Source organism: Streptomyces sp. NPDC056527 (assembly GCF_042794475.1).
Classification (GTDB): domain Bacteria; phylum Actinomycetota; class Actinomycetes; order Streptomycetales; family Streptomycetaceae; genus Streptomyces.
In genome coordinates this window covers 1-19,604 of the sequence record NZ_JBHTTQ010000042.1, presented here as the reverse complement: position 1 = coordinate 19,604, position 19,604 = coordinate 1, and the positions used below count along the sequence as shown (strand labels likewise).

Annotated in this window: 17 protein-coding genes and 1 pseudogene; 8 read left to right on the top strand and 10 right to left on the bottom strand. The window is 72.2% G+C overall.

Annotated features, from left to right (window positions below; genetic code table 11):
* Positions 1 to 36: 36 nt before the first annotated feature.
* Positions 37 to 2,007 carry a protein kinase gene (locus ACFQ7Q_RS20790; protein ID WP_383557239.1) on the top strand — a complete coding sequence of 657 codons (1,971 nt, stop codon included), beginning with the start codon at positions 37 to 39 and terminating at the stop codon, positions 2,005 to 2,007.
* Here ACFQ7Q_RS20790 and ACFQ7Q_RS20785 read toward each other — a convergent pair.
* Both ACFQ7Q_RS20785 and ACFQ7Q_RS20780 read right to left on the bottom strand, forming a co-directional pair.
* Positions 1,996 to 2,400, bottom strand: a complete 405-nt coding sequence (locus ACFQ7Q_RS20785; protein ID WP_383557236.1) for a Zn-ribbon domain-containing OB-fold protein — start codon at positions 2,398 to 2,400, stop codon at positions 1,996 to 1,998. The genes ACFQ7Q_RS20790 and ACFQ7Q_RS20785 overlap by 12 nt on opposite strands.
* Positions 2,397 to 2,849: a DoxX family membrane protein gene (locus ACFQ7Q_RS20780; RefSeq protein WP_383557234.1), complete on the bottom strand. Its 453-nt coding sequence runs from the start codon at positions 2,847 to 2,849 to the stop codon at positions 2,397 to 2,399. Before ACFQ7Q_RS20780 ends, ACFQ7Q_RS20785 begins: the two co-directional genes overlap by 4 nt.
* Before the next feature lie 191 nt (positions 2,850 to 3,040).
* On the opposite strand from ACFQ7Q_RS20780, the gene ACFQ7Q_RS20775 reads away from it, so the two are divergent.
* The 4 genes from ACFQ7Q_RS20775 to ACFQ7Q_RS20760 all read left to right on the top strand — a co-directional run bounded on the left by ACFQ7Q_RS20775 (position 3,041) and on the right by ACFQ7Q_RS20760 (position 8,205).
* Positions 3,041 to 4,228 (top strand): flavin-containing monooxygenase, encoded by a 1,188-nt coding sequence (locus ACFQ7Q_RS20775; protein ID WP_383557232.1) that lies wholly within the window; start codon positions 3,041 to 3,043, stop codon positions 4,226 to 4,228.
* Positions 4,229 to 4,360: 132 nt separating this feature from the next.
* Entirely contained in the window at positions 4,361 to 6,592 is a 2,232-nt protein-coding gene (locus ACFQ7Q_RS20770) for an acetate--CoA ligase family protein (RefSeq protein WP_383557230.1), read from the top strand.
* A gap of 5 nt (positions 6,593 to 6,597) precedes the next feature.
* Positions 6,598 to 7,422: an enoyl-CoA hydratase/isomerase family protein gene (locus ACFQ7Q_RS20765; RefSeq protein WP_383557343.1), complete on the top strand. Its 825-nt coding sequence runs from the start codon at positions 6,598 to 6,600 to the stop codon at positions 7,420 to 7,422.
* 195 nt (positions 7,423 to 7,617) lie between these two features.
* Positions 7,618 to 8,205: a flavin reductase family protein gene (locus ACFQ7Q_RS20760; protein WP_383557340.1), complete on the top strand. Its 588-nt coding sequence runs from the start codon at positions 7,618 to 7,620 to the stop codon at positions 8,203 to 8,205.
* A gap of 17 nt (positions 8,206 to 8,222) precedes the next feature.
* On the opposite strand, the gene ACFQ7Q_RS20755 is transcribed toward ACFQ7Q_RS20760, so the two are convergent.
* Both ACFQ7Q_RS20755 and ACFQ7Q_RS20750 read right to left on the bottom strand, forming a co-directional pair.
* Complete coding sequence (locus tag ACFQ7Q_RS20755; protein ID WP_383557227.1) at positions 8,223 to 9,530, bottom strand: MFS transporter; 1,308 nt, start codon at positions 9,528 to 9,530, stop codon at positions 8,223 to 8,225.
* A gap of 100 nt (positions 9,531 to 9,630) precedes the next feature.
* Positions 9,631 to 10,842: an MFS transporter gene (locus ACFQ7Q_RS20750; protein WP_383557337.1), complete on the bottom strand. Its 1,212-nt coding sequence runs from the start codon at positions 10,840 to 10,842 to the stop codon at positions 9,631 to 9,633.
* Positions 10,843 to 10,984: 142 nt separating this feature from the next.
* On the opposite strand from ACFQ7Q_RS20750, the gene ACFQ7Q_RS20745 reads away from it, so the two are divergent.
* A complete protein-coding gene (locus ACFQ7Q_RS20745) occupies positions 10,985 to 11,956 on the top strand; it encodes a GlxA family transcriptional regulator (RefSeq protein WP_383557224.1) in 972 nt (323 codons plus the stop codon).
* A gap of 22 nt (positions 11,957 to 11,978) precedes the next feature.
* Here ACFQ7Q_RS20745 and ACFQ7Q_RS20740 read toward each other — a convergent pair whose 3' ends face one another.
* Both ACFQ7Q_RS20740 and ACFQ7Q_RS20735 read right to left on the bottom strand, forming a co-directional pair.
* The gene (locus ACFQ7Q_RS20740; RefSeq protein WP_383557221.1) at positions 11,979 to 13,028 is read right to left on the bottom strand and encodes a Zn-dependent alcohol dehydrogenase; all 1,050 of its coding nucleotides are present in this window, start codon (positions 13,026 to 13,028) and stop codon (positions 11,979 to 11,981) included.
* Positions 13,029 to 13,094: 66 nt separating this feature from the next.
* The gene (locus ACFQ7Q_RS20735) at positions 13,095 to 14,009 is read right to left on the bottom strand and encodes an SDR family NAD(P)-dependent oxidoreductase (RefSeq protein WP_383557219.1); all 915 of its coding nucleotides are present in this window, start codon (positions 14,007 to 14,009) and stop codon (positions 13,095 to 13,097) included.
* A gap of 71 nt (positions 14,010 to 14,080) precedes the next feature.
* Between ACFQ7Q_RS20735 and ACFQ7Q_RS20730 the strand changes: the two genes are divergently transcribed.
* Positions 14,081 to 15,049 (top strand): cyclase family protein, encoded by a 969-nt coding sequence (locus tag ACFQ7Q_RS20730; RefSeq protein ID WP_383557216.1) that lies wholly within the window; start codon positions 14,081 to 14,083, stop codon positions 15,047 to 15,049.
* Between the two features lie 184 nt (positions 15,050 to 15,233).
* Here ACFQ7Q_RS20730 and ACFQ7Q_RS20725 read toward each other — a convergent pair whose 3' ends face one another.
* From ACFQ7Q_RS20725 to ACFQ7Q_RS20710, 4 genes are all read right to left on the bottom strand, one after another.
* Positions 15,234 to 15,692 (bottom strand): ATP-binding protein, encoded by a 459-nt coding sequence (locus tag ACFQ7Q_RS20725; protein WP_383557213.1) that lies wholly within the window; start codon positions 15,690 to 15,692, stop codon positions 15,234 to 15,236.
* 390 nt (positions 15,693 to 16,082) lie between these two features.
* On the bottom strand, positions 16,083 to 16,949 hold the full coding sequence (locus ACFQ7Q_RS20720) for an acyl-CoA dehydrogenase family protein (RefSeq protein WP_383557210.1): 867 nt from the start codon (positions 16,947 to 16,949) through the stop codon (positions 16,083 to 16,085).
* Between the two features lie 11 nt (positions 16,950 to 16,960).
* On the bottom strand, positions 16,961 to 18,097 hold the full coding sequence (locus tag ACFQ7Q_RS20715) for an acyl-CoA dehydrogenase (RefSeq protein WP_383557208.1): 1,137 nt from the start codon (positions 18,095 to 18,097) through the stop codon (positions 16,961 to 16,963).
* Entirely contained in the window at positions 18,097 to 19,287 is a 1,191-nt protein-coding gene (locus ACFQ7Q_RS20710; protein WP_383557205.1) for an amidohydrolase family protein, read from the bottom strand. Before ACFQ7Q_RS20710 ends, ACFQ7Q_RS20715 begins: the two co-directional genes overlap by 1 nt.
* A 151-nt stretch (positions 19,288 to 19,438) precedes the next feature.
* Between ACFQ7Q_RS20710 and ACFQ7Q_RS20705 the strand changes: the two are divergent.
* Positions 19,439 to 19,604, top strand: a pseudogene (locus tag ACFQ7Q_RS20705) (cyclohexanecarboxylate-CoA ligase); the annotation flags it as partial.

The following is a 19,604-nucleotide window of genomic DNA, read 5'->3' as shown; positions in this document are numbered from 1 at the left end:
TACAGATCGCAGGATAGCTCCGCTATCCTGCTGCCCATGCAGGGGGAGCTGGAAAACAACTCGTATATGACCGGCAGCGGAGCCACGCCACTGGAGTCGGGGGATCCCCGGCGGATCGGCGCGTTCCGACTGCTCGGCGTCCTTGGATCCGGGGGCATGGGGCGGGTCTATCTCGGGGCCGTGCCCGGGAAGTTCGCGGCGGTCAAGCGGGTGTTGCCCGTGCTGGCCGAGGACCCGGACTTCCTGAACCACTTCGGGCACGAACTCGACAACCTGGCCCGGCTTCCCGGCGGCGCCAGTGTGAAGCTGCTCGCCAGTGACCGCACGGCGAAGCCGCCGTGGTTCGCGACCGAGTACATACCGGGGGTCACCCTCAACGAGGCGATCAGACTCCATGGCGGCCCGCTTCCCGTCGACGCCCTCTGGCGGCTCCTGCACCAGGCGGCCGCCGGGCTGAAGGCCGTGCATGCCGCCGACATGGTGCACCGCGACCTCAAGCCGTCCAACGTCATGCTGACGCCCGACGGCCTGTCCCTCATCGACTTCGGTGTCGCGCGCGCCGCCGACCAGAGCCGGCTCACCCGAACCGGCATGGTCATCGGAACGCCCGCCTACATGGCGCCCGAGCAGGCCGTCGCGGACCCCCAGCTGACGGGGGCGGCCGATGTCTTCGGCCTCGGCAGCCTGCTCCTGTACGCCGCCGTCGGCCGTCCCCCGTTCGGCGACGGCTCGGGGCCCGGCCTTCTCTACCGGGTCGTCCACGGAGAGCCCGACTTCGGCCGGCTCCCGGAGACGGCGCCCGAGCTCACGGAGGTCGTACGGTCCTGCCTCGCCAAGAACCCGGCGGACCGGCCGACGGCGGCCGAGCTCGTCGGCCTCACGGTCGGCCACGCGGAGGGGGTCCGGTGGCCCGCGGCCGTCGCCGAACGGGTCGAGGAGCGGGCGGCCTTCGCCGCCGGGGCGCCCACGGCCGAGCAGCTCGCGGAGCTCGGGGACGGCGGGGAGGGCGATCGGGTCGAGGACATCGGGACGGTGGCGCTCACCCCGCGCGGCCCGCGGGAGCCCGCGACGGCGGGGCCGGACGCGGCCGCCGTCACCGGCCCCACCGCGGTCCGCGGGTGGCGGGAGCGGCGCAACCGGTTCGTCCTGGTCGCCGTCCCCGTCGTCGTGGCCACCGGCACCACGCTGACCGTCGCCCTCGGTCCGTACGAGATCGGCCGGCAGGGCGGCGGCCCCGATGCCTCGGCGGCCCCGCCCGCGGCCACCGCCTCGCAGCCGGCACCGGGCGCGCCCCCGCCGGCGACCACGCCCCCGTCCGTCTCACCGTCCGGCTCCGCCTCCGCGTCGGGCTCCCCCTCGGGCCAGGGACCGGGTCCCACCACGGGCGGAGCCGGCGGCGCGGCGTCAGGTGGTGGGAGTGCGGCAGGCGGTGGGAGTGCGGCAGCGGGCGGCGGCGGGGCAGCCGGCGGCACCGGCACCGCGCCCGGAAGCGGAAGTGGCAGCGGCGGTGGAGGCGGGTCCTCCTCGACCGGAAGCGGCTCCGGCTCCACGACCACGCAGCCCAAGCCCCCAGCGTCGTCCGGCGGCTCGGCGCCCTCGGGAACGTACTCCCTGGAGAACGCCTCCAACGGCGAGTGCATCGGCGAGTACAACCCGGGGTACGGCGTCTTCGCCAACACCTACGAGTGCGGTTCCGTGCCCAACAACAGCGGCACCATGGCGTACGCCTGGACCTACAGGGCGGGGGCGAACGGCACGTTCCGGCTGGTCAACAGGACGACCGGGAAATGCCTCCAGGCGGGCGGGAACCCCGGCGGCGTCGGCGTCGGCGCATGCAACGGCTCCAGCAAGCAGTCGTGGAAGATCCATGCCACGACGTCCTACGGCCGGACGATCATGAACATGAGCAACGAGGAGTGCATGGTCGTCGGGCCGCCGTTCCTGACCACGTACGCCTGCGACTCCGGCAACCGCGCCCAGCTCTGGCGGAACATCTCAGCCCTCTGACGACGACCCGAAGACGGGGACCCGGACCTCCCCCTCCGCGCGGAACGAGACCTCCAGATCCATCCCGATCCGGAGGTCCGTCTCCGCCACCCCCACCACCTCCGTCATCATCCGCGGGCCCTCCGCCAGGTCCACCACCGCCGCCACGTACGGCACCCGGTCGCCGAACGGCGGGAGGTCGTTGCGGTGCACGACCGACCAGGTGTAGAGGGTGGCGCGGCCGCTCGACTCCTCCCAGCGGACGTCCTCGCTCCAGCAGTGCGGGCAGAACTCGCGCGGGTAGTGGTGCGCGCGACCACAGGCGTCGCAGCGCATGAGGAGCAGGCGGCCCTCGGCCGCCGCGTCCCAGTACGGGCGGGTGAAGGCGTCGATGTCCGGGTCGGCGGCCGTCATCGGAACAGTCCGATCGCGTGGTCGAGGGACCAGGTCTGCCAGGACATCGCGAAGAGGGCGACCAGCGAGATCAGCGCCATCATCGCGTTCTGCCCCTGCTCGGCCCAGTCGTGGATCATCAGGACGAGGTAGAGGAGGTTGAGGAGGAGGCCGCCGATCAGGGCCACGGGCGTGAGGAGGCCGAGGATCAGGCCGAGGCCCAGGGCCAGTTCGGCGTAGACGACGACGTACGCCATCGCCTTCGGGCGTGGCGCGACGACCGAGTCGAAGCCCTTCTTCACGAACGGCCACCGGTGCTTGCCGGCGACGTCCGCCGCCCAGGCTATGCCCGTGCCGCGCTCGAACCAGCCCTTCTTGTCCTTGTGGCGCCAGCTCTCCAGCCACCACAGGCCGAGGCCGATGCGGAGGACGGCGAGCCATTCCGCGCCGGTGAGCCAGATGGTCTGCATCGGTCGATACCTGCCCCTCGCCGGTCCTTATCTGACGGTACGTCAGTTCAGCGGATGCGGCGACGTCTGCGCAAGACCCCCGCACGCCCCCGCACACTCCCCCCACGCCCCACCCACACGTGACCGTTTCGCAACCGATTCCCCTCTTGACCGAGACCCAACAAGTGAGCATCTCGTTACGCTGAGCATTCGTGACCAACACCCCCCGTTCCAGACCCGACCACCCCGTCTACGTCATCGGCGGCGGACCCGGCGGACTCGCCGTCGCCGCCTCCCTGCGCGCGCAGGGCGTACGGGCCGTCGTCCTGGAGAAGTCCGAGGCCGTCGGCGCCTCGTGGCGGGCGCACTACGACCGTCTGCGGCTGCACACCACCCGCCGCCTCTCCGCGCTCCCCGGACTGCCGATCCCCCGCGCCTTCGGGCGCTGGGTCGCGCGCGCGGACGTCGTGCGGTACCTGGAGAAGTACGCCGAGTTCCACGAGCTGGAGATCGTGACCGGCGTCGAGGTCTCCCGGGTCGAGCGCGTCGGCGAGGACTGGCTGCTGCACGCGACCGGCGGGCGGCGGCTGACCGGCCGCGCCGTCGTCGTCGCCACCGGGTACAACCACACCCCGCGGCTGCCCGAGTGGCCGGGACTCGAGGCGTACGGCGGCGAGCTGATCCACGCGAGCGCCTACCGGAACCCGGGGCCGTACGAGGGCAGGGACGTCCTCGTCGTCGGCGCCGGGAACACCGGCGCCGAGATCGCGGCCGACCTCGTCGAGGGAGGGGCGGCGCGGGTACGGCTCGCGGTGCGCACCGTGCCGCACATCGTGCGGCGCTCCACGGCCGGGTGGCCGGCGCAGCGCACCGGCATCCTGGTGCGGCGCCTGCCGGTGCGCCTGGTCGACAAGGTGGGCGAGCTGATGTGCCGCGTCTCCGTGCCGGACCTCTCGGAGCAGGGGCTGCCCCGACCGGACACGGGTCTCTACTCACGGCAGCGCGAAGGGGCCGTCCCCGTGCAGGACGTGGGCCTGATCGACGCCGTGCGGAAGGGGAGGGTGGAGGTCGTCGGCGCGGTCGAGTCCTTCGACGGCGACAAGGTCCTCCTCGCGGACGGCTCGGCGATCACCCCGGACGCCGTGATCGCGGCGACCGGCTACCGGCGGGCCCTGGAGCCGCTCGTGGGACATCTCGGCGTCCTCGACGAGCGCGGGCGGCCGGTGACACAGGGCGCGCGGGCTCCGCGCGAGGCGGCGGGTCTGTACTTCACGGGGTTCACGAACCCGATCAGCGGGATGTTCCGGGAGATGGCGATCGACGCGGAGAAGATCGCCCGCGCGATCCGCAGGTCGGCCGGCCGAAAGACGACCGACACCCCGGAAACGCCCGGTCGGTGACCCCCGCCGTCGGCTCCTTCGTTCATTGGCTCTGTCGCAGTCATTCCTGACTGAGCGTCAGTTCTGTAATCTGACTGAGTGTCAGGTGACATGGCTGCGGCACGACGACGAGCGGGAGAGTGGGCGGAAACGATGCTTGGATCGACTCACGGCACCTTCACCACCGACCTCCGCGCCCGCGTGGTCGCCTGCGGGGAGCACTCCGGGACGCCCGGGATCGCCGTGCACGGTGTCACCGCCGTGGACGGCGACCGGGACGTCAGCGGGCGGCCCCTGCACGCCCCCGTGCCCGACCTCGACCGGTTCTTCCGGCCCGGGTCCGTCGCCGTCGTCGGGGCGTCCGACGCCGAAGGGCGGCCCAACACCGGCATCACGCGGCAGCTCATCGCCTGGGCCGAGCGGGTCGGCGCCCGTCTCGTACCCGTGCACCCCACCCGCACCAGCGTCTTCGGGATCGACTGCGTGCCCTCGGTCGGCGCACTCGACGAGCCCGTCGACCTCGCCGTCCTGCTCGTCGCCGACCCGCTGCCCGTGATCGAGGAACTGGCCGAGGCCAAGGTGAAGTTCGCCGTCGCCTTCGCCTCCGGCTTCGCCGAGACCGGCGACGAGGGCGCCGCCGCGCAGGAACGTCTCGCCGACGCCGTACGGCGCTCCGGAATCCGCCTGCTCGGCCCGAACACCAACCTCAACGCCTTCGAGCGCTTCCGCGACGACCTCGACGGTCCGGCGATCGCGCTCATCACGCAGTCGGGCCACCAGGGGCGGCCCGTGCACACCCTCCAGGAGCTGGGGGTACGGCTCTCCCACTGGGCGCCCACCGGCAACGAGGCCGACCTGGAGACCGCCGACTTCATCTCGTACTTCGCGACCCGCCCCGAGGTCGGCGCCATCGCCTGTTACGTCGAGGGGCTCAAGGACGGGCGCTCCTTCCTCCTCGCCGCCGACCGCGCCGCCCGCCAGGGAGTGCCGGTCGTCGCGGTGAAGGTCGGGCGGACCGAGACCGGGGCGCGGATGGCCGCCTCGCACACCGGCAAGCTCACCGGCGCGGACCAGGTCGTCGACGCGGCGATGCGGCAGTTCGGGGTCATCCGGGTCGACGGGCTCGACGAACTCCAGGACACCGCGGCCCTGTTGGCCCGGGCCCGCAAGCCGGTCGCCGACGGAGTCGTCGTCTACTCGATCTCCGGCGGCACCGGCGCCCACTTCTCCGACCTCGCCACGGCCGCCGGGCTGCGTCTGCCGACCCTCCCGCAGGCCAAGCAGGACGAGCTGCACCAGTGGATACCTCCGTATCTGAACGTCGCCAACCCGGTCGACAACGGCGGGCATCCGGTGGGCGACTGGCGCGGGCGGAAGATCATCGACGCGATCCTCGCCGATCCGTCCGTCGGGGTGCTGATATGTCCCATCACGGGCCCCTTCCCGCCGATGAGCGACAAGCTCGCGCAGGACCTGGTCGACGCGGCCGAGGCCACCGACAAGCTGGTGTGCGTGGTGTGGGGTTCGCCGGTCGGGACCGAGGCCGCCTACCGCGAGACCCTGCTCGGATCCTCGCGCGTAGCCACCTTCCGTACGTTCTCCAACTGCATCGGGGCCGTGAAGGCCTATCTCGACCACCACCGCTTCACCGCCGGCTACCGCTCCCCCTTCGACGAGGCCCCGCGCACGCCGTCCCCCTCCTTCCGCAAGGCGCAGGCCCTGATGCGGCCGGGCCGGCAGCTGAGCGAGCACGCGGCGAAGCAGCTGCTGCGGGCGTACGGGATCCGGGTGCCGCGCGAGCAGCTGGTGACGAGCGCCGCGGCGGCCGTCCGGGCCGCCGGGCTCGTGGGCTACCCGGTGGTGATGAAGGCGTCCGGCGCGCAGCTGGCGCACAAGACGGAGCTGGGCCTGGTGAAGGTCGGGCTGACCTCGGCCAGCCAGGTCCGGGACGCGTACCGCGAGCTCACCGACATCGCGCGCTACGAGGGCGTCGACCTCGACGGGATCCTGGTCTGCCAGATGGTCGGGCGCGGGGTCGAGATGGTGGTGGGCGTGACGCGCGACCCGCTCTTCGGGCCGACGGTCACGGTGGGCCTGGGCGGCGTGCTGGTCGAGGTCCTGAACGACGCGGCGGTGCGCGTGCCGCCCTTCGGCGAGGACCAGGCGAGGGAGATGCTCGGCGAACTGCGCGGGCAGGCGCTGCTGAAGGGCGTACGGGGTGCTCCGCCGGCGGACGTGGACGCGCTGGTGGAGGTCGTGCTGCGGGTGCAGCGGATGGCCCTGGAACTGGACGACGACCTCGCCGAACTGGACATCAACCCGCTGATGGTGCTGCCACGGGGGCAGGGCGCGGTGGCGCTCGACGCGCTCGCGGTCTGCCGATAGGAGCCCTGGTGGAAGACCTGCTGCACTCCGTCGAGAACGGCGTCTCGTGGATCACGCTCAACCGGCCCGAGGCGATGAACGCGGTCACCTGGGACCAGCGCGAGCGGATCATCGCGCTGCTCGGGGATGCCTCGGCCGACCCGGACGTACGGGCGGTGGTGCTGACGGCGACCGGACGGGGCTTCTGCGCGGGGGCGGACCTGCGGGGCGCCCCGTCGTCGGGCGCGAGCGGGACGGGGGTCCCCCCGGCCGGCGGCGCGGGGCGGATCGCCGGGGACGTGGCGCGGACCATCCGGCTCGGGGCGCAGCGCCTCATCGGGGCCGTACTGGACTGCGAGAAGCCGGTGATCGCGGCGGTGAACGGCACGGCGGCCGGGATCGGCGCCCATCTGGCGTTCGCCTGCGACCTCGTGCTCGCGGCGGAGCCGGCGAAGTTCATCGAGGTGTTCGTACGGCGCGGCCTGGTGCCGGACGGGGGCGGGGCGTATCTGCTGCCCCGGCTGATCGGCCCGCAGCGCGCGAAGGAGCTGATGTTCTTCGGCGACGCGGTGACGGCTCACGACGCCCGGGAGCTGGGCCTGGTGAACCGGGTGGTCCCGGCGGAGGAACTGGAGAAGACCGCACGGGAGTGGGCCGAGCGGCTGGCCCAGGGCCCGACGCGGGCGCTGGCGCTCACCAAGCAGCTGGTGAACGCCTCGCTGGAGGCGGACCGTACCGCCGCCTTCGCGGCGGAGGCGGCGGCGCAGGAGATCAACATGACGACGCGGGACGCGAACGAGGGCGTGGCGAGCTTCGTGGAGCGCCGGACGCCCCGGTACGAGGGGCGTTGAGCCGTGACCGGCGGGCCGTGCCGCTCGCCGGGACCACGGAGCCGTAACCGGCGAGCGGGCACGACGGGCAGGCACGAGGGACAGGCACGGCAGGCACGGCCCGGACCGGGACCCTGGCCGCGAGGTGTCAGGGCGCACGGGTTCCCATCTGACGGTACGTCAGGTTCAATGGGAGATGTGATGGGACATGCTGGGATGGCGGCCACCGCCGTCCGATACCTCAGATCGGCCGGATCACCGACGGCCGTCGAACCGCATCCACGGCCGCTGCTGCGTGCGGTAGGGGACGACGAGCGGCTGCCCGTCGACCCGGCCGAGTTCCGGCGCGTCCTCGGACACTTCGCGAGCGGGGTCACCGTCGTGACGGCCCTCGATCCCGGCGGTCCGACCGGCTTCGCCTGCCAGTCCTTCGCCTCGCTCTCCCTGGACCCGCCCCTGGTGGCCTTCATGGTCGCCCGTACGTCGACGACCTGGCCCCGGCTCGCCCGGGCCGGTGTCTTCTGCGTCAACGTCCTGGGCGCGGACCAGCGGGACCTGTGCCTCGGGTTCGCGAAGAGCGGCGCGGACAAGTTCGCGGGGGTGTCGTACGACGCCGCCCCGGCGACCGGTTCGCCCCGCCTGACCGGCGCCCCGGCGTGGATCGACTGCACGATCGCCCAGGTCCACACGGGCGGCGACCACCTGATCGTGGTGGGCCGGGTGGAGGCCCTCGGCACCCCGGCCGAGGACGACGGCGAACCGCTGCTCTTCCACCGGGGCCGGTTCGGGCGCTTCGGCGGCTGAGAGACGCCCCCGGGGCGTCAGGCCGTCGTCACCGGCGGGTTCACGGACGAATCCCGGCGGCGGATCACCAGGGCCATCAGCGCAGCAGCCGCGCACAGGGCGCCCGAGGCGTACCAGACCACGTCGTACGAGCCGAAGACGTCCCGCGCCGCGCCGCCCGCGAAGGCGACCACCGCCGCGCCCACCTGGTGGGAGGCGAGGACCCAGCCGAAGACGATCGCGCTGTCCTCGCCGTAGTGCTCGCGGCACAGGGCGATCGTCGGCGGGACCGTGGCCACCCAGTCCAGACCGTAGAAGACGATGAAGAAGACCATCGGCGGGTGCACGGACGGTGCCAGGAGCATCGGCAGGAAGAGCAGCGAGATCCCGCGCAGCGCGTAGTACACGGCGAGCAGGCGCCGCGCCTCGAAGCGGTCGGTGAACCAGCCGGAGGCGATCGTGCCGACGACGTCGAAGACCCCGATGACGGCGAGCAGCGAGGCCGCCGCGGTGATGGGCATCCCGTGGTCGTGGGCGGCGGGCACGAAGTGGGTCCTGACCAGTCCGTTCGTCGAGGCGCCGCAGATGGCGAAGGTGCCGGCCAGGAGCCAGAACGGGCCGGTCCCGGCCGCCTTGAGGAGGACGTTCACGGCCCGGCGGGCCGCACCGGTGACCGGGGCGGGCTTGGGCGCGAACGTGCCGCCGTACGGTGCGAGACCCACGTCCGCCGGGTGGTCGCGCAGCAGCAGCCAGACGAAGGGGACGATCACGAGGGCGGAGAGGGCGACGGTCACCGAGCCCGGGCGCCAGCCGTGGTTCTCGACAAGCCAGGACAGCAGCGGCAGGAAGACCAGCTGGCCCGAGGCGCCGGCCGCCGTGAGGATGCCGGTGACGAGACCGCGCCGGGCGACGAACCACCGGTTCGTGACCGTCGCCGCGAACGCCAGCGCCATCGTGCCGCTGCCGAGGCCGACGAGGATTCCCCAGTACAGGACGAGCTGCCAGGACGCCGTCATCCAGACGGTCAGCAGGGACCCGAGCGCGATCACGCTGAGCGCGACGGCGACGACCCGGCGGATGCCGAATCGGTCCATCAGGGCCGCGGCGAACGGCGCCGTGAGGCCGTAGAGCGCGAGGTTCACCGACACCGCGAAGCCGATCGTGCCGCGCGACCAGTCGAACTCGCCGTGCAGCGGCTCGATCAGCAGGCCGGGCAGCGAGGCGAAGCCGGCGGCGCCGATGATCGTGACGAAGGTGACCGCCGCGACGAACCAGGCACGGTGGACACGGGGGGTACGAGTGGAGCGCCTGCCGACGGGTGCGGGGGACTCGGTTGTCTGGGTCACGTCACACAGCTTCGTGACCAGGGGTCACGCCCACCACTGGCCCGGATGACAGCTTTCACAAGGATCGGGCCATGCCCCGCTCCGAGCCCGCTTCCGGAAGCTACGCCCGCGGCAGCGTCCTGATCGGCCGCACCACCAGCAGCGCCACCACGACCAGCACCGCGATCCCGGCCCCCGCCAGCAGAACCTCCTCCGTGCCGACGGCCTCCGCCACCGGGCCCGCCAGCGCCCGGCCCGCCGCCATCATCAGGAGCGAGCCGGCCACCTCGTACGCGTGCATCCGGTTCAGCGCGTCCTGCGGCACATGCGTCTGCACCGACGTCGACCACATCACCAGCCAGAACGCGAACGCCGCCCCGCCCAGGAACTGCCCCGCCCCGAGCAGCGCGACGGGCGCTCCCGAGCCGAGCAGGACGAGGTTCACCGGGAGGCCGAGCAGGGCGACCGCGCCGGCCGCGAGCGGACGGCGGGGCCGCAGCCGCAGGGCGAGGAGCCCGCCGGCCGCGTTGCCCGCGCCGGCGACGGCCATCAGCACGCCGTACGTGGCCGAGCCGTGGTCCCCGGTCACCAGGGTCGCGGTCAGCGGCACCATCGGCCCCGCGACCGTGAATCCGTACACCGTCCAGATCGCGATCACACCCCACAGCCAGGTCCTGGCCGTGAACTCCCGCCAGCCGACGACCATCTCGGCCCGCAGCGAGCCGCGCCGCACCGAGTCGAACGGAGCCGCGGGGAGCCGCATCAGGGTGAGGCAGACCGCGCTGACGGCGAACGTCGCGCCGTTGAGGCCGAAGGCGGCGCCCGCGCCTCCGGTGAGGGCGACGAGGACTCCGGCGGCGGCCGGACCCGCCATCGTCATCAGCGACTCGACGACCCGCAGGACGGCGTTGGCACGCTGCACGTCGGGGGCGATGCGCGGGATCGTGGAGGCGACGCCCGGCTGGAAGAGCGCGGCGCCGATGCCGCTGACGGCACTCAGCGCGTACACCGCCCAGAGGGGCGGGCTGCCGACGCTGAACGAGACGGCGAGGACGGCCGCGCCGGGGAGCCGCACCAGATCGGCGAGGATCATCATCCGGCGGGCGGTGAACCGGTCCGCGAGGACCCCGCCGACGACGACGAACAGGGCGAAGGGGCCGATCCAGGCACCCAGCGCGTAGCCGACGGAGGAGCCGGGGTGCCCGGCGCCGAGCAGACCGGCGGCGAGGGCGACGGGCACCATGCCCTCGCCGAACACCGCGGCGGCCCTGGCCACGAAGAAGAGCCGGAAGTTACGGTTCCAGAGGGCCGGAGCACCGACGGGTCCGGGAATGCGCTCCCGGCCCGCGGACTTGTACGAGTACCGCTCCGCTCGTCCGTCCGTCGGCTCGTCCGCTCGTCTGTCCGCCTGCTCGTCCGTCGTCACGGATCCGACTTCTAGCAGCAAGTGGTCTGGACCACAAAGGGATTTTCTCGTGCCGCACCGCATCGCCGTCCTCGCCCTGCCCGGCCTCCTCCCCTTCGAGCTGGGCATTCCCCACCGGATCTTCGGCCGCGCCAAGGACGCCGAGGGCCGGCCGCTGTACGAGATCGTGACCTGCGCGCCGGTCCCCGGTCCGGTCCAGACGGACGCCGACTTCGCCGTGCATGTGGAGCACGGCCCGGAGGCGCTCGCGACGGCGGACACCGTCGTCGTCCCCGCCTCGTACGAACTCGGTCCCGTCTACGACGAGGGCAGGCTGACCGACGAGCTGGCGGCCGCCCTCGCGCACATCCGGCCCGGGACCCGGCTGGTGTCCATCTGCACCGGCGGGTACGTGCTCGCCGCCGCCGGCTACCTCGACGGGCGGCCGGCCACCACGCACTGGGCCTCGGCCGAGCACTTCCAGCGGCTGTTCCCGAAGGTACGGGTCGACGCGGACGTGCTGTTCGTCGACGACGGGGACGTGCTGACCTCGGCGGGCGTGGCCGCCGGGCTCGACCTGTGCCTGCACATCGTGCGCCGCGACCACGGGAGCGCCGTCGCCAACGAGGTGGCCCGCAGGACCGTCGTACCGCCGCACCGGGACGGCGGGCAGGCCCAGTACATCGCCCGCCCGCTCCCGGAGGCGGGGACGGCGACCACGACGTCGGCGCGCGCGTGGGCGCTGGCCCATCTGCACGAGCCGATCCAGCTGCGGGACCTGGCGGTACGGGAGTCGATGAGCGTACGGACGTTCACGCGCCGCTTCCGTGAGGAGGTCGGCATCAGCCCCGGCCAGTGGCTGACCCAGCAGCGGGTGGAGCGCGCCCGCCACCTCCTGGAGTCCACCGACCTGCCGGTCGACCAGGTGGCGAGGGACGCCGGCTTCGGCACGCCCCAGTCGCTGCGGTCACACCTCCAGGCGGCGATCGGCGTGACCCCGACGACGTACCGGCGCACGTTCCGCGCCGGCGCGGTGGGCTGAGGGTTCGCGGCCCCGGGCGGGGCTAGAAGGTGAGCACCCCCCGTGCGACGCGCCCCTGTTCGGCGTCCTCGGCGGCCTTGGCGAAGTCCTCCACCGGATAGGTCTCGGTGACGAGTTCGTCGAGGAGGAGCCGGCCCTGCCGGTACAGCTCGGCGTAGAGCGCGATGTCCTTCTGCGGGCGGGAGGAGCCGTAGCGGCAGCCGAGGATCGACTTGTCCAGGAACATCGCGGCCGGCAGGAAGCTCGCCTCGGCGGTGGGCGCGGTCATGCCGAGGAGGATGGCCTGGCCATGCCGGTCGAGGAGGTCGATCGCGGTGCGGACGAGGCCGGTGTGGCCGACGCATTCGAAGACGTGGTCGGCGCCGGTGGGAAGGACCTCCCGTACGCCGTCGGTCGAGGTCAGGAAGTGGGTGGCGCCGAAGAGCAGGGCGGTCCGCTCCTTGGCCGGGTTGGTGTCGACGGCGACGATCGTCGTCGCGCCGGCGATCCGGGCGCCCTGGAGGACGTTGAGGCCGATGCCGCCGGCGCCGATGACGACGACGGTCTCGCCGCGGTCGACCCCGGCGCGGTTGAGCACGGCTCCGACGCCGGTGAGGACTCCGCAGCCCATCAGGGCGGCGGAGGTGAGCGGGATGTCCTCGGGGATCTTCACGGCCTGGACGGCCTTGACGACGGTCCGCTCGGCGAAGGAGGAGTTGGAGGCGAACTGGAAGAGGGGGGTGCCGCCGAGGGAGAAGGGCTGCTTGGGCATCCCGATGGCCTTGCGGCACATGGTGGGCCGACCACGGTCGCAGTCGGCACAGGCGCCGCAGTTGGCGAGCGTGGAGAGCGCGACGTGGTCGCCTTCGGCGACATGGGTGACACCCGGACCCACCGCCTCGACGACGCCTGCGCCTTCGTGGCCGAGGACGACGGGGGCGGGGAAGGGGATCGTCCCGTCGATGACGGACAGATCACTGTGGCAGAGGCCGGCGGCGCGGACGCCGACGAGGACCTCACCGGGCCCGGGATCCCGAACCACCAGGTCGTCGACGACCTGGACGTGCTTGCCGTCGAAAACGACACCGCGCATGTGCGTACTCCTTCGTCGGTCGAGTTGTGGGCGTACGTCCCGCGGGGGCGGCGCCCCCGCTCCCGGCTAGCCGTTCGGTCGGGCGCCCTGCGACGCCGCTCTCGCCATCTCCTCCAGCCGCTCCAGCATCGGCATCGGGTCCACCCCCACCGTCCCCGGCAGGAAGTCCGCGATGCGTTCCGGCGTCCACGCGCCGCCCTCGGAGTACCCCGCCCGCAGCTCCCTCGGCTGCGCCCAGACCGCGATCTTGGGGCCCGCGATCGTGTACACCTGGCCCGTGATCTTCTCCGCCCGCGCCCGCTCCGACAGGAGGTAGACCACCAGCGCCGCGACGTCCTCCGGCTCGCCGATCTCCTTCAGCTCCATCGGGACGTTCGCCGACATCCGCGTCCGCGCCACCGGCGCCACCGCGTTCGCCGTCACCCCGTACTTGTGCAGGCCCAGCGCCGCCGACCGCACCAGCGAGATGATCCCGCCCTTCGCCGCCGAGTAGTTCGCCTGCGCCACGGACCCCTGGTGGTTGCCGCTCGTGAAGCCGATCAGCGTCCCGCCACCCTGCTTCCGCATCACCGCCGAAGCCGCCCGGAACACCGTGAACGTCCCCTTCAGATGCGTCGCGACGACCGGGTCCCACTCCTCCTCGGACATGTTGAAGAGCATCCGCTCGCGCAGGATCCCCGCCACGCACACGACCCCGTCGATCCGGCCGTACTCCGCGAGCGCCACGTCCACGATCCGCTGGCCGCCCGCCATCGTCGAGATGTCGTCCGCGACGGCGACCGCCGACCCCCCCGCCGCCTCGATCTCCTTCACCACCGACAGCGCGACCTCCGACGTCGGCTCTCCGCCCTCGATGGAGACGCCGTAGTCGTTGACGACGACCTTCGCCCCCTCCGCCGCGCACGCGAGGGCGACCGCGCGGCCGATCCCCCGCCCCGCGCCCGTCACGGCGACGACCTTGCCTGCCAAGAAGTTCCCCACGCCCGGCCCCTTCCCGCAATTTCTGACGGTCCGTTAGATTCGTTCGTCGACAGGATTCTACGGTCCGTCAGATGCAGGAAAACAAGACCCTGGAGGCCCCGATGTCAGTTCCCTCGCAGCTGCCCGTCGAATTCCACGACATCGCCAAGCGCGTCAACAACTGGGGGCGTTGGGGCCGAGACGACGAAGTGGGGACCCTCAACCTGATCACCGACGACGTCGTACGGGACGCCGTCGCGACCGTCCGCTCCGGCCATCGCGTCCCCCTCGCCCTCGACCTCCGCCAGGACGGCGTCCAGACCGGCATGATCCCGGGCCGGGTCAACCCCCTCCACGTGATGGTCCAGGTCAACCAGGAGCTCTTCGGCCCCGGCACGGTCGCCACCAGCGACGACGCCGTGACCCTCGGCCTCCAGGCCGCCACCCACTGGGACGCCCTCACCCACGTCTCGCACTCCGGCAAGATCTACAACGGCCGCCCCGCCGCCACGATCACCCCGCACGGGCGCTCCGAGTTCAGCGGCATCCACACCGCCCGCCACATCGTCAGCCGCGGCGTCCTGCTCGACGTGGCCGCCGCCAAGGGCCTGGACCGGCTGCCCGGCGACCACGCCGTCACCCCCGAAGACCTCGACGAGGCCGCGGAATTCGGCCGCGTCACCGTCCGGGCCGGCGACATCGTCCTCGTGCGGACCGGGCAGATGCGGCAGTACCTGGCCGGGGACAAGCACGGCTACGCCTTCCCCTCCCCCGGTCTCTCCATCCGTACGCCCGAGTGGTTCCACGCCCGCGATGTCGCCGCCGTCGCCAACGACACGCTCACCTTCGAGATCTTCCCGCCCGAGATCGAGAACCTCTGGCTGCCCGTCCACGCCCTCGACCTCGTCGAGATGGGGATGCTCCAGGGGCAGAACTGGAATCTGGAAAGTCTGTCCACAGCCTGTGCACAGAGGGAGCAGTACGCGTTCCTGCTCTCCGCGATGCCCGAGCCCTTCGTGGGCGGTACGGGCACACCGGTGGCCCCGGTGGCGATTCTCTGAATCGAGGGATCGAGGGACCGAAGACGTTGTACGCGGGTGGCGGCGCACTCGCGCGCGCCCCGAGCACGGCACGGCCGCCGCCACCCTGGACACGACCCGCACTCGCCGAGGGCACCTTGGCGCGCCCTCGTCGTCCCCTCACGTCGAATCGCTCACCCCAGAGTGAACAAAACGCCACGAACCGTCAACAGTGCACCGAGGCCGTCGGGGTGGTGACCGCCGACTCCGAAGGCGCCTTCGGCGCCCCTCGGTCCACCTCGCACCAGATGCTCTTGCCGACGCCCTCGCGCTGCCAGCCCCATCTGTCGGCCAGGCCGTCCACCAGCTCCAGGCCGCGCCCGTTGGTGTCCTCGCCCTGAGCGTGGCGCGGCGCAGGCGGCCGGTCGCTCGTGTCGGCGACCTCCACCCGGACCGTCCCGGCCTCCGGACAGCCTCCGCCGAACAGCATCCTCAGCACGGCCGGACAGCCCGTGTGCACCACGGCGTTGGTCACGAGTTCGGAGATGAGCAGCACCAGCGTCTCGGCCAGCGGCTCGTCATCCCCTATGCCCGATCCGGCGAGCCTCGAGCGCGCCCATCGCCGGGCACGCCCCACCTCCGCCGGGTCCGGCCCGACCTCCAACTGAACCTGAAGCACCTGCACCGCTCACACCATCCGAACCGGCGGACACATCGCCTCGCGCCTCACAGCCATCGACGTCCTCACGGACCGTGATTCCCTTGTGAGACAGCATGGTTGACGTACAGTCACCGCAACAAGCGCTTCGGGCATATTCCAGCGCGAAGGAGTACGCATGGTCCATACTGTGCGACGCACGCTGCGGGGAGTCGAACAGGAGGGCGCCCAGCGCCTCCACGGGGTACGAACGGCGGGCATCGCCCGATCCGGAGCCGCCACATCGGCGACACCGGGACGATCCGGGCCCACAAGCACTCGCATCCCACGGAGCGTACCGGAGCGGGGCCCCGACTCCGGGCCGTGACGGACCGGCCGAAGGACACAACCCGATATCGACGCTCCGTGAGCGTCCGCCTACAGGGCGGCCGCCTCCGCCTCCTCCGCCTGCGCCTTCGACGGACCGCGACGCGACCTCACCCAGGCCCGCTTCAGATGCAGATGCACATCGGCCTCCCAGGTGAACCCCATGCCGCCGTGCACCTGCAGACAGTCCCGCGCACCGTCGACCGCCGCCTCGTCGGCGAGCAGCTTCGCCCCGGCGATCTCGACGGGGTCGCCGGTGACGGCGGCCGCGTAGACGGCGGCCCGGGCGACCTCGGTCCGCACGAGCATCCGCGCGCACAGATGCTTGACGGCCTGGAAGGCCCCGATGGCCTGCCCGAACTGCTCCCGGGTACGGGCGTACGAGACGGCCGTCTCGGTGGTGCGTGCGGCACTCCCGAGTTGCTCGGCGGCGGTGAGCAACGCCGCGACCCCCGTCGCGGGCATCGCGACCACGGGCGCCGGCAACCGGTGCAAGGGCGTCAGCGGATCCACCGACCGGACGGCCACGGCCCCGGCGATGTCGCCCAGGACCACGTCCGCCTCGTCGAGCCACTCGACCAGCCCGCCGTCGGCGGCGGTGACGACGACGTCCCCCTCCGCAGCACCCTCGACCACCCCCGCCGCCATGTGCGTGGCCACCAACGGCCCCGGCAGCAACGCCCTTCCCGCCTCCTCGAAGACGAGCACCGCCTCCGGCAGCCCCAGCCCCACGCCCCCGTCCCCCTCCGGCACCCGCAGCGCGAAGAACCCGGCGGCCCCGAGCTCCCGCCACAGGCCGCGGTCGAGCGTGCCGCGCTCGACGGAGGCCCGCAGCGCGTCCCGGTCGAAGCGCCCGGCCAGCAGCTCCCGTACCCCCGCCTTCAGCGCCTTCTGGTCGTCCGTCAGCCGGAAGTCCACGACACCACCCCTCACCGCCCCTTCGGCAGGCCGAGTATCCGCTCGGCGACGATGTTCGCCTGGATCTGACTGGTCCCGGCGGCGATCGTGTACGAGAGCGAGGACAGCCGGTCCAGGTTCCACTCGCGCCCGAGGTCGAGCGCGTCAGGGCCGAGGACGGCGGCCGCCGTGTCGTACAGCTCCTGCCGCGCGTGCGAGTAACGGAGCTTGAAGACCGAGCCGCCGATCCCCGGCACCCCGCCCGACGCCTCCGCCTCGCTGACGTTCCACTGGGTGAGCCGCCACAACGCCCGGAACTCGGCGCTCAGCCGGCCGAGCCCGCGCCGGATCACCGGGTCGTCCCAGGTGCCGTTCTCCCGCGCCGCCTCCGCGAGTTCGGCGAGCACACGCCGGCACGCGACGACCTCGCCGACGAAGGCCGTTCCGCGCTCGAAGGAGAGCGTCACCATCGTCACGCGCCAGCCGTCGTTCTCCTCGCCGACCCGGTTGGCGACCGGCACCCGGACCTCGTCGAGGAACATCTCGGCGAACTCCGTCGACCCTGCGAGGGTCCGCAGCGGCCGGACGGTGATCCCCGGCGCGTCCATGGGCATGGCGAGCCAGCTGATCCCCCGGTGCTTCGAGGCCGCGCCCGGGTCCGTCCGTACGAGCAGCTCGCACCAGTCGGCGACCTCGGCGTGCGAGGTCCAGATCTTGGAGCCGGTGACGACGTACGCGTCCCCGTCCCGCACCGCTCTCGTCCGCAGCGAGGCCAGGTCGGAGCCGGCGTCCGGCTCGCTGAAGCCCTGGCACCACACCTCGTCGCCGCGCAGCACCGGCGGCAGCCACCGCTCCCGTTGTTCGGGCGTGCCTTCGGCGGCGATCGTCGGCCCGGCGTGCAGGAGTCCGACGAAGTTGGCGCCGACGTAGGGCGCTCCGGCCCGCTCGGTCTCCTCCAGGAAGATCAGCCGCTGGGTCGGGGAGGCGTCCCAGTGGACGTCCGCGTATCCGGCGTCGTGCAGCGCACGCTGCCAGCCGCAGTCGTAGGCGCGCCGCCCCGGCCAGTCGAGTGGGTCGGGCTTCGGCGGCAGCGCGGGGAGCGCCGTGGCCAGCCACTCCCGCAGCCGCGCCCGGAACTCCTCCTCCTTCTCGTCGTACGCGAGGTCCATCAGACGATGCCCAGGTCCAGCATGCGGATGGCGTTGCCGCGCATGAGCTTGTAGACCGTCTCGTCGTCGAGTCCCTTGACGTGGTCGAGGGCGACTTCCTTGGTGTGCGGGAAGGTGGAGTCGACGTGCGGGTAGTCGGTCTCGAAGGTGGCGTTGTCCCGGCCGACGACGTCGAGCGAGGCGATGCCGTGCTTGTCGCGGAAGAAGCAGCAGAAGATCTGCCGGTAGTAGTACGTCGACGGGGGCTCGGGGATGAGGTCCCGCACCCCGCCCCAGGCACGGTGCTCCTCCCACACGTCGTCCGCGCGTTCCAGGGCGTACGGGATCCAGCCCATCTGGCCCTCGCTGTACGCCAGCTTCAGCCTGGGGAACTTGACCAGGACGCCGCTGAAGAGGAAGTCCATCATCGAGGCCATCGCGTTGTTGAAGCTGAGCGAGGCCTGGACGGCGGGCGGGGCGTCGGGCGAGGCGGCGGGCATCTGGCTGCTGGAGCCGATGTGCATGTTGACGACCGTGCCGGTCTCCTGGCAGACCGCGAAGAACGGGTCCCAGTAGCCGGAGTGGATCGACGGGAGCCCCAGATGGGTCGGGATCTCCGAGAAGGTCACGGCCTTGACGCCGCGGGCGGCGTTGCGGCGGATCTCGGCGACGGCTAGACGGATGTCCCAGAGCGGGATGATGCAGAGCGGGATGAGCCGGCCGCCGCTGTCGCCGCACCACTCCTCGACCATCCAGTCGTTGTAGGCGCGGACGCAGGCGAGGGCGACCTCCTTGTCCTTGGCCTCGGCGAAGGTCTGGCCGCAGAAGCGCGGGAAGGTGGGGAAGCAGAGGGACGCCTCGACGTGGTTGAGGTCCATGTCCTTGAGCCGCTCGACGGGGTCCCAGCAGCCGCGCCGCATCTCCTCGCGGGTGATGCCCTCCAGGGTCATCTCGTCGCGGTCGAAGCCGACGGCGGCGATGTTGCGCTTGTACGGGAACTTGAGGTCCTCGTAGATCCACCAGTCGGTCGGCGGCCCGTCCGGGTCCATCGTGATCTGGTACTTCCCGCCGACATAGGCGAGCTCCCCGATCCCGGCGGTAAACGGCTGGGGCCCCCGGTCGCGGTACTTGGCCGGGAGCCAGGTCTCGAAGAGGTGGGCCGGCTCGATCACATGGTCGTCGACGCTGATGATCCGCGGAAGTTCCGTCATGAGACCCTCTCCCATTCCCGCATTTCTGATGACCCGTCAGATACCGATCGGTCTCAGGCTAGCCCCCGACCCCTGGACCGACAAGCAGCGGGCCTCTACGCTCTCCAGGCAATCTGACTGGCCGTCAGTTGTGGACGGAGAGGGGATCGTCGTGACCGACACCGCACACACCCTGGGCACCTCCCGCACCCTCTGGGAGCTCGTCGAGCGGCGGGCCGCCCTCACGCCCGGGCGGCCCGTCCTCCTCCAGGGGGACCGGAGTCTCACCTTCGGGGAGCTGCGCGAGCGCGCCGAGCGGTGTGCCGCCGGGCTGTACG

Excerpts from the sequence above, each read along its gene's own strand:
- ACFQ7Q_RS20790 (WP_383557239.1), top strand. The coding sequence starts at position 37 with ATGCAGGGGGAGCTGGAAAACAACTCGTATATGACCGGCAGCGGAGCC.
- ACFQ7Q_RS20785 (WP_383557236.1), bottom strand. The coding sequence starts at position 2,400 with ATGACGGCCGCCGACCCGGACATCGACGCCTTCACCCGCCCGTACTGG.
- ACFQ7Q_RS20780 (WP_383557234.1), bottom strand. The coding sequence starts at position 2,849 with ATGCAGACCATCTGGCTCACCGGCGCGGAATGGCTCGCCGTCCTCCGC.
- ACFQ7Q_RS20770 (WP_383557230.1), top strand. The coding sequence starts at position 4,361 with ATGCTTGGATCGACTCACGGCACCTTCACCACCGACCTCCGCGCCCGC.
- ACFQ7Q_RS20760 (WP_383557340.1), top strand. The coding sequence starts at position 7,618 with ATGGCGGCCACCGCCGTCCGATACCTCAGATCGGCCGGATCACCGACG.
- ACFQ7Q_RS20740 (WP_383557221.1), bottom strand. The coding sequence starts at position 13,028 with ATGCGCGGTGTCGTTTTCGACGGCAAGCACGTCCAGGTCGTCGACGAC.
- ACFQ7Q_RS20730 (WP_383557216.1), top strand. The coding sequence starts at position 14,081 with ATGCAGGAAAACAAGACCCTGGAGGCCCCGATGTCAGTTCCCTCGCAG.
- ACFQ7Q_RS20715 (WP_383557208.1), bottom strand. The coding sequence starts at position 18,097 with ATGGACCTCGCGTACGACGAGAAGGAGGAGGAGTTCCGGGCGCGGCTG.
- ACFQ7Q_RS20710 (WP_383557205.1), bottom strand. The coding sequence starts at position 19,287 with ATGACGGAACTTCCGCGGATCATCAGCGTCGACGACCATGTGATCGAG.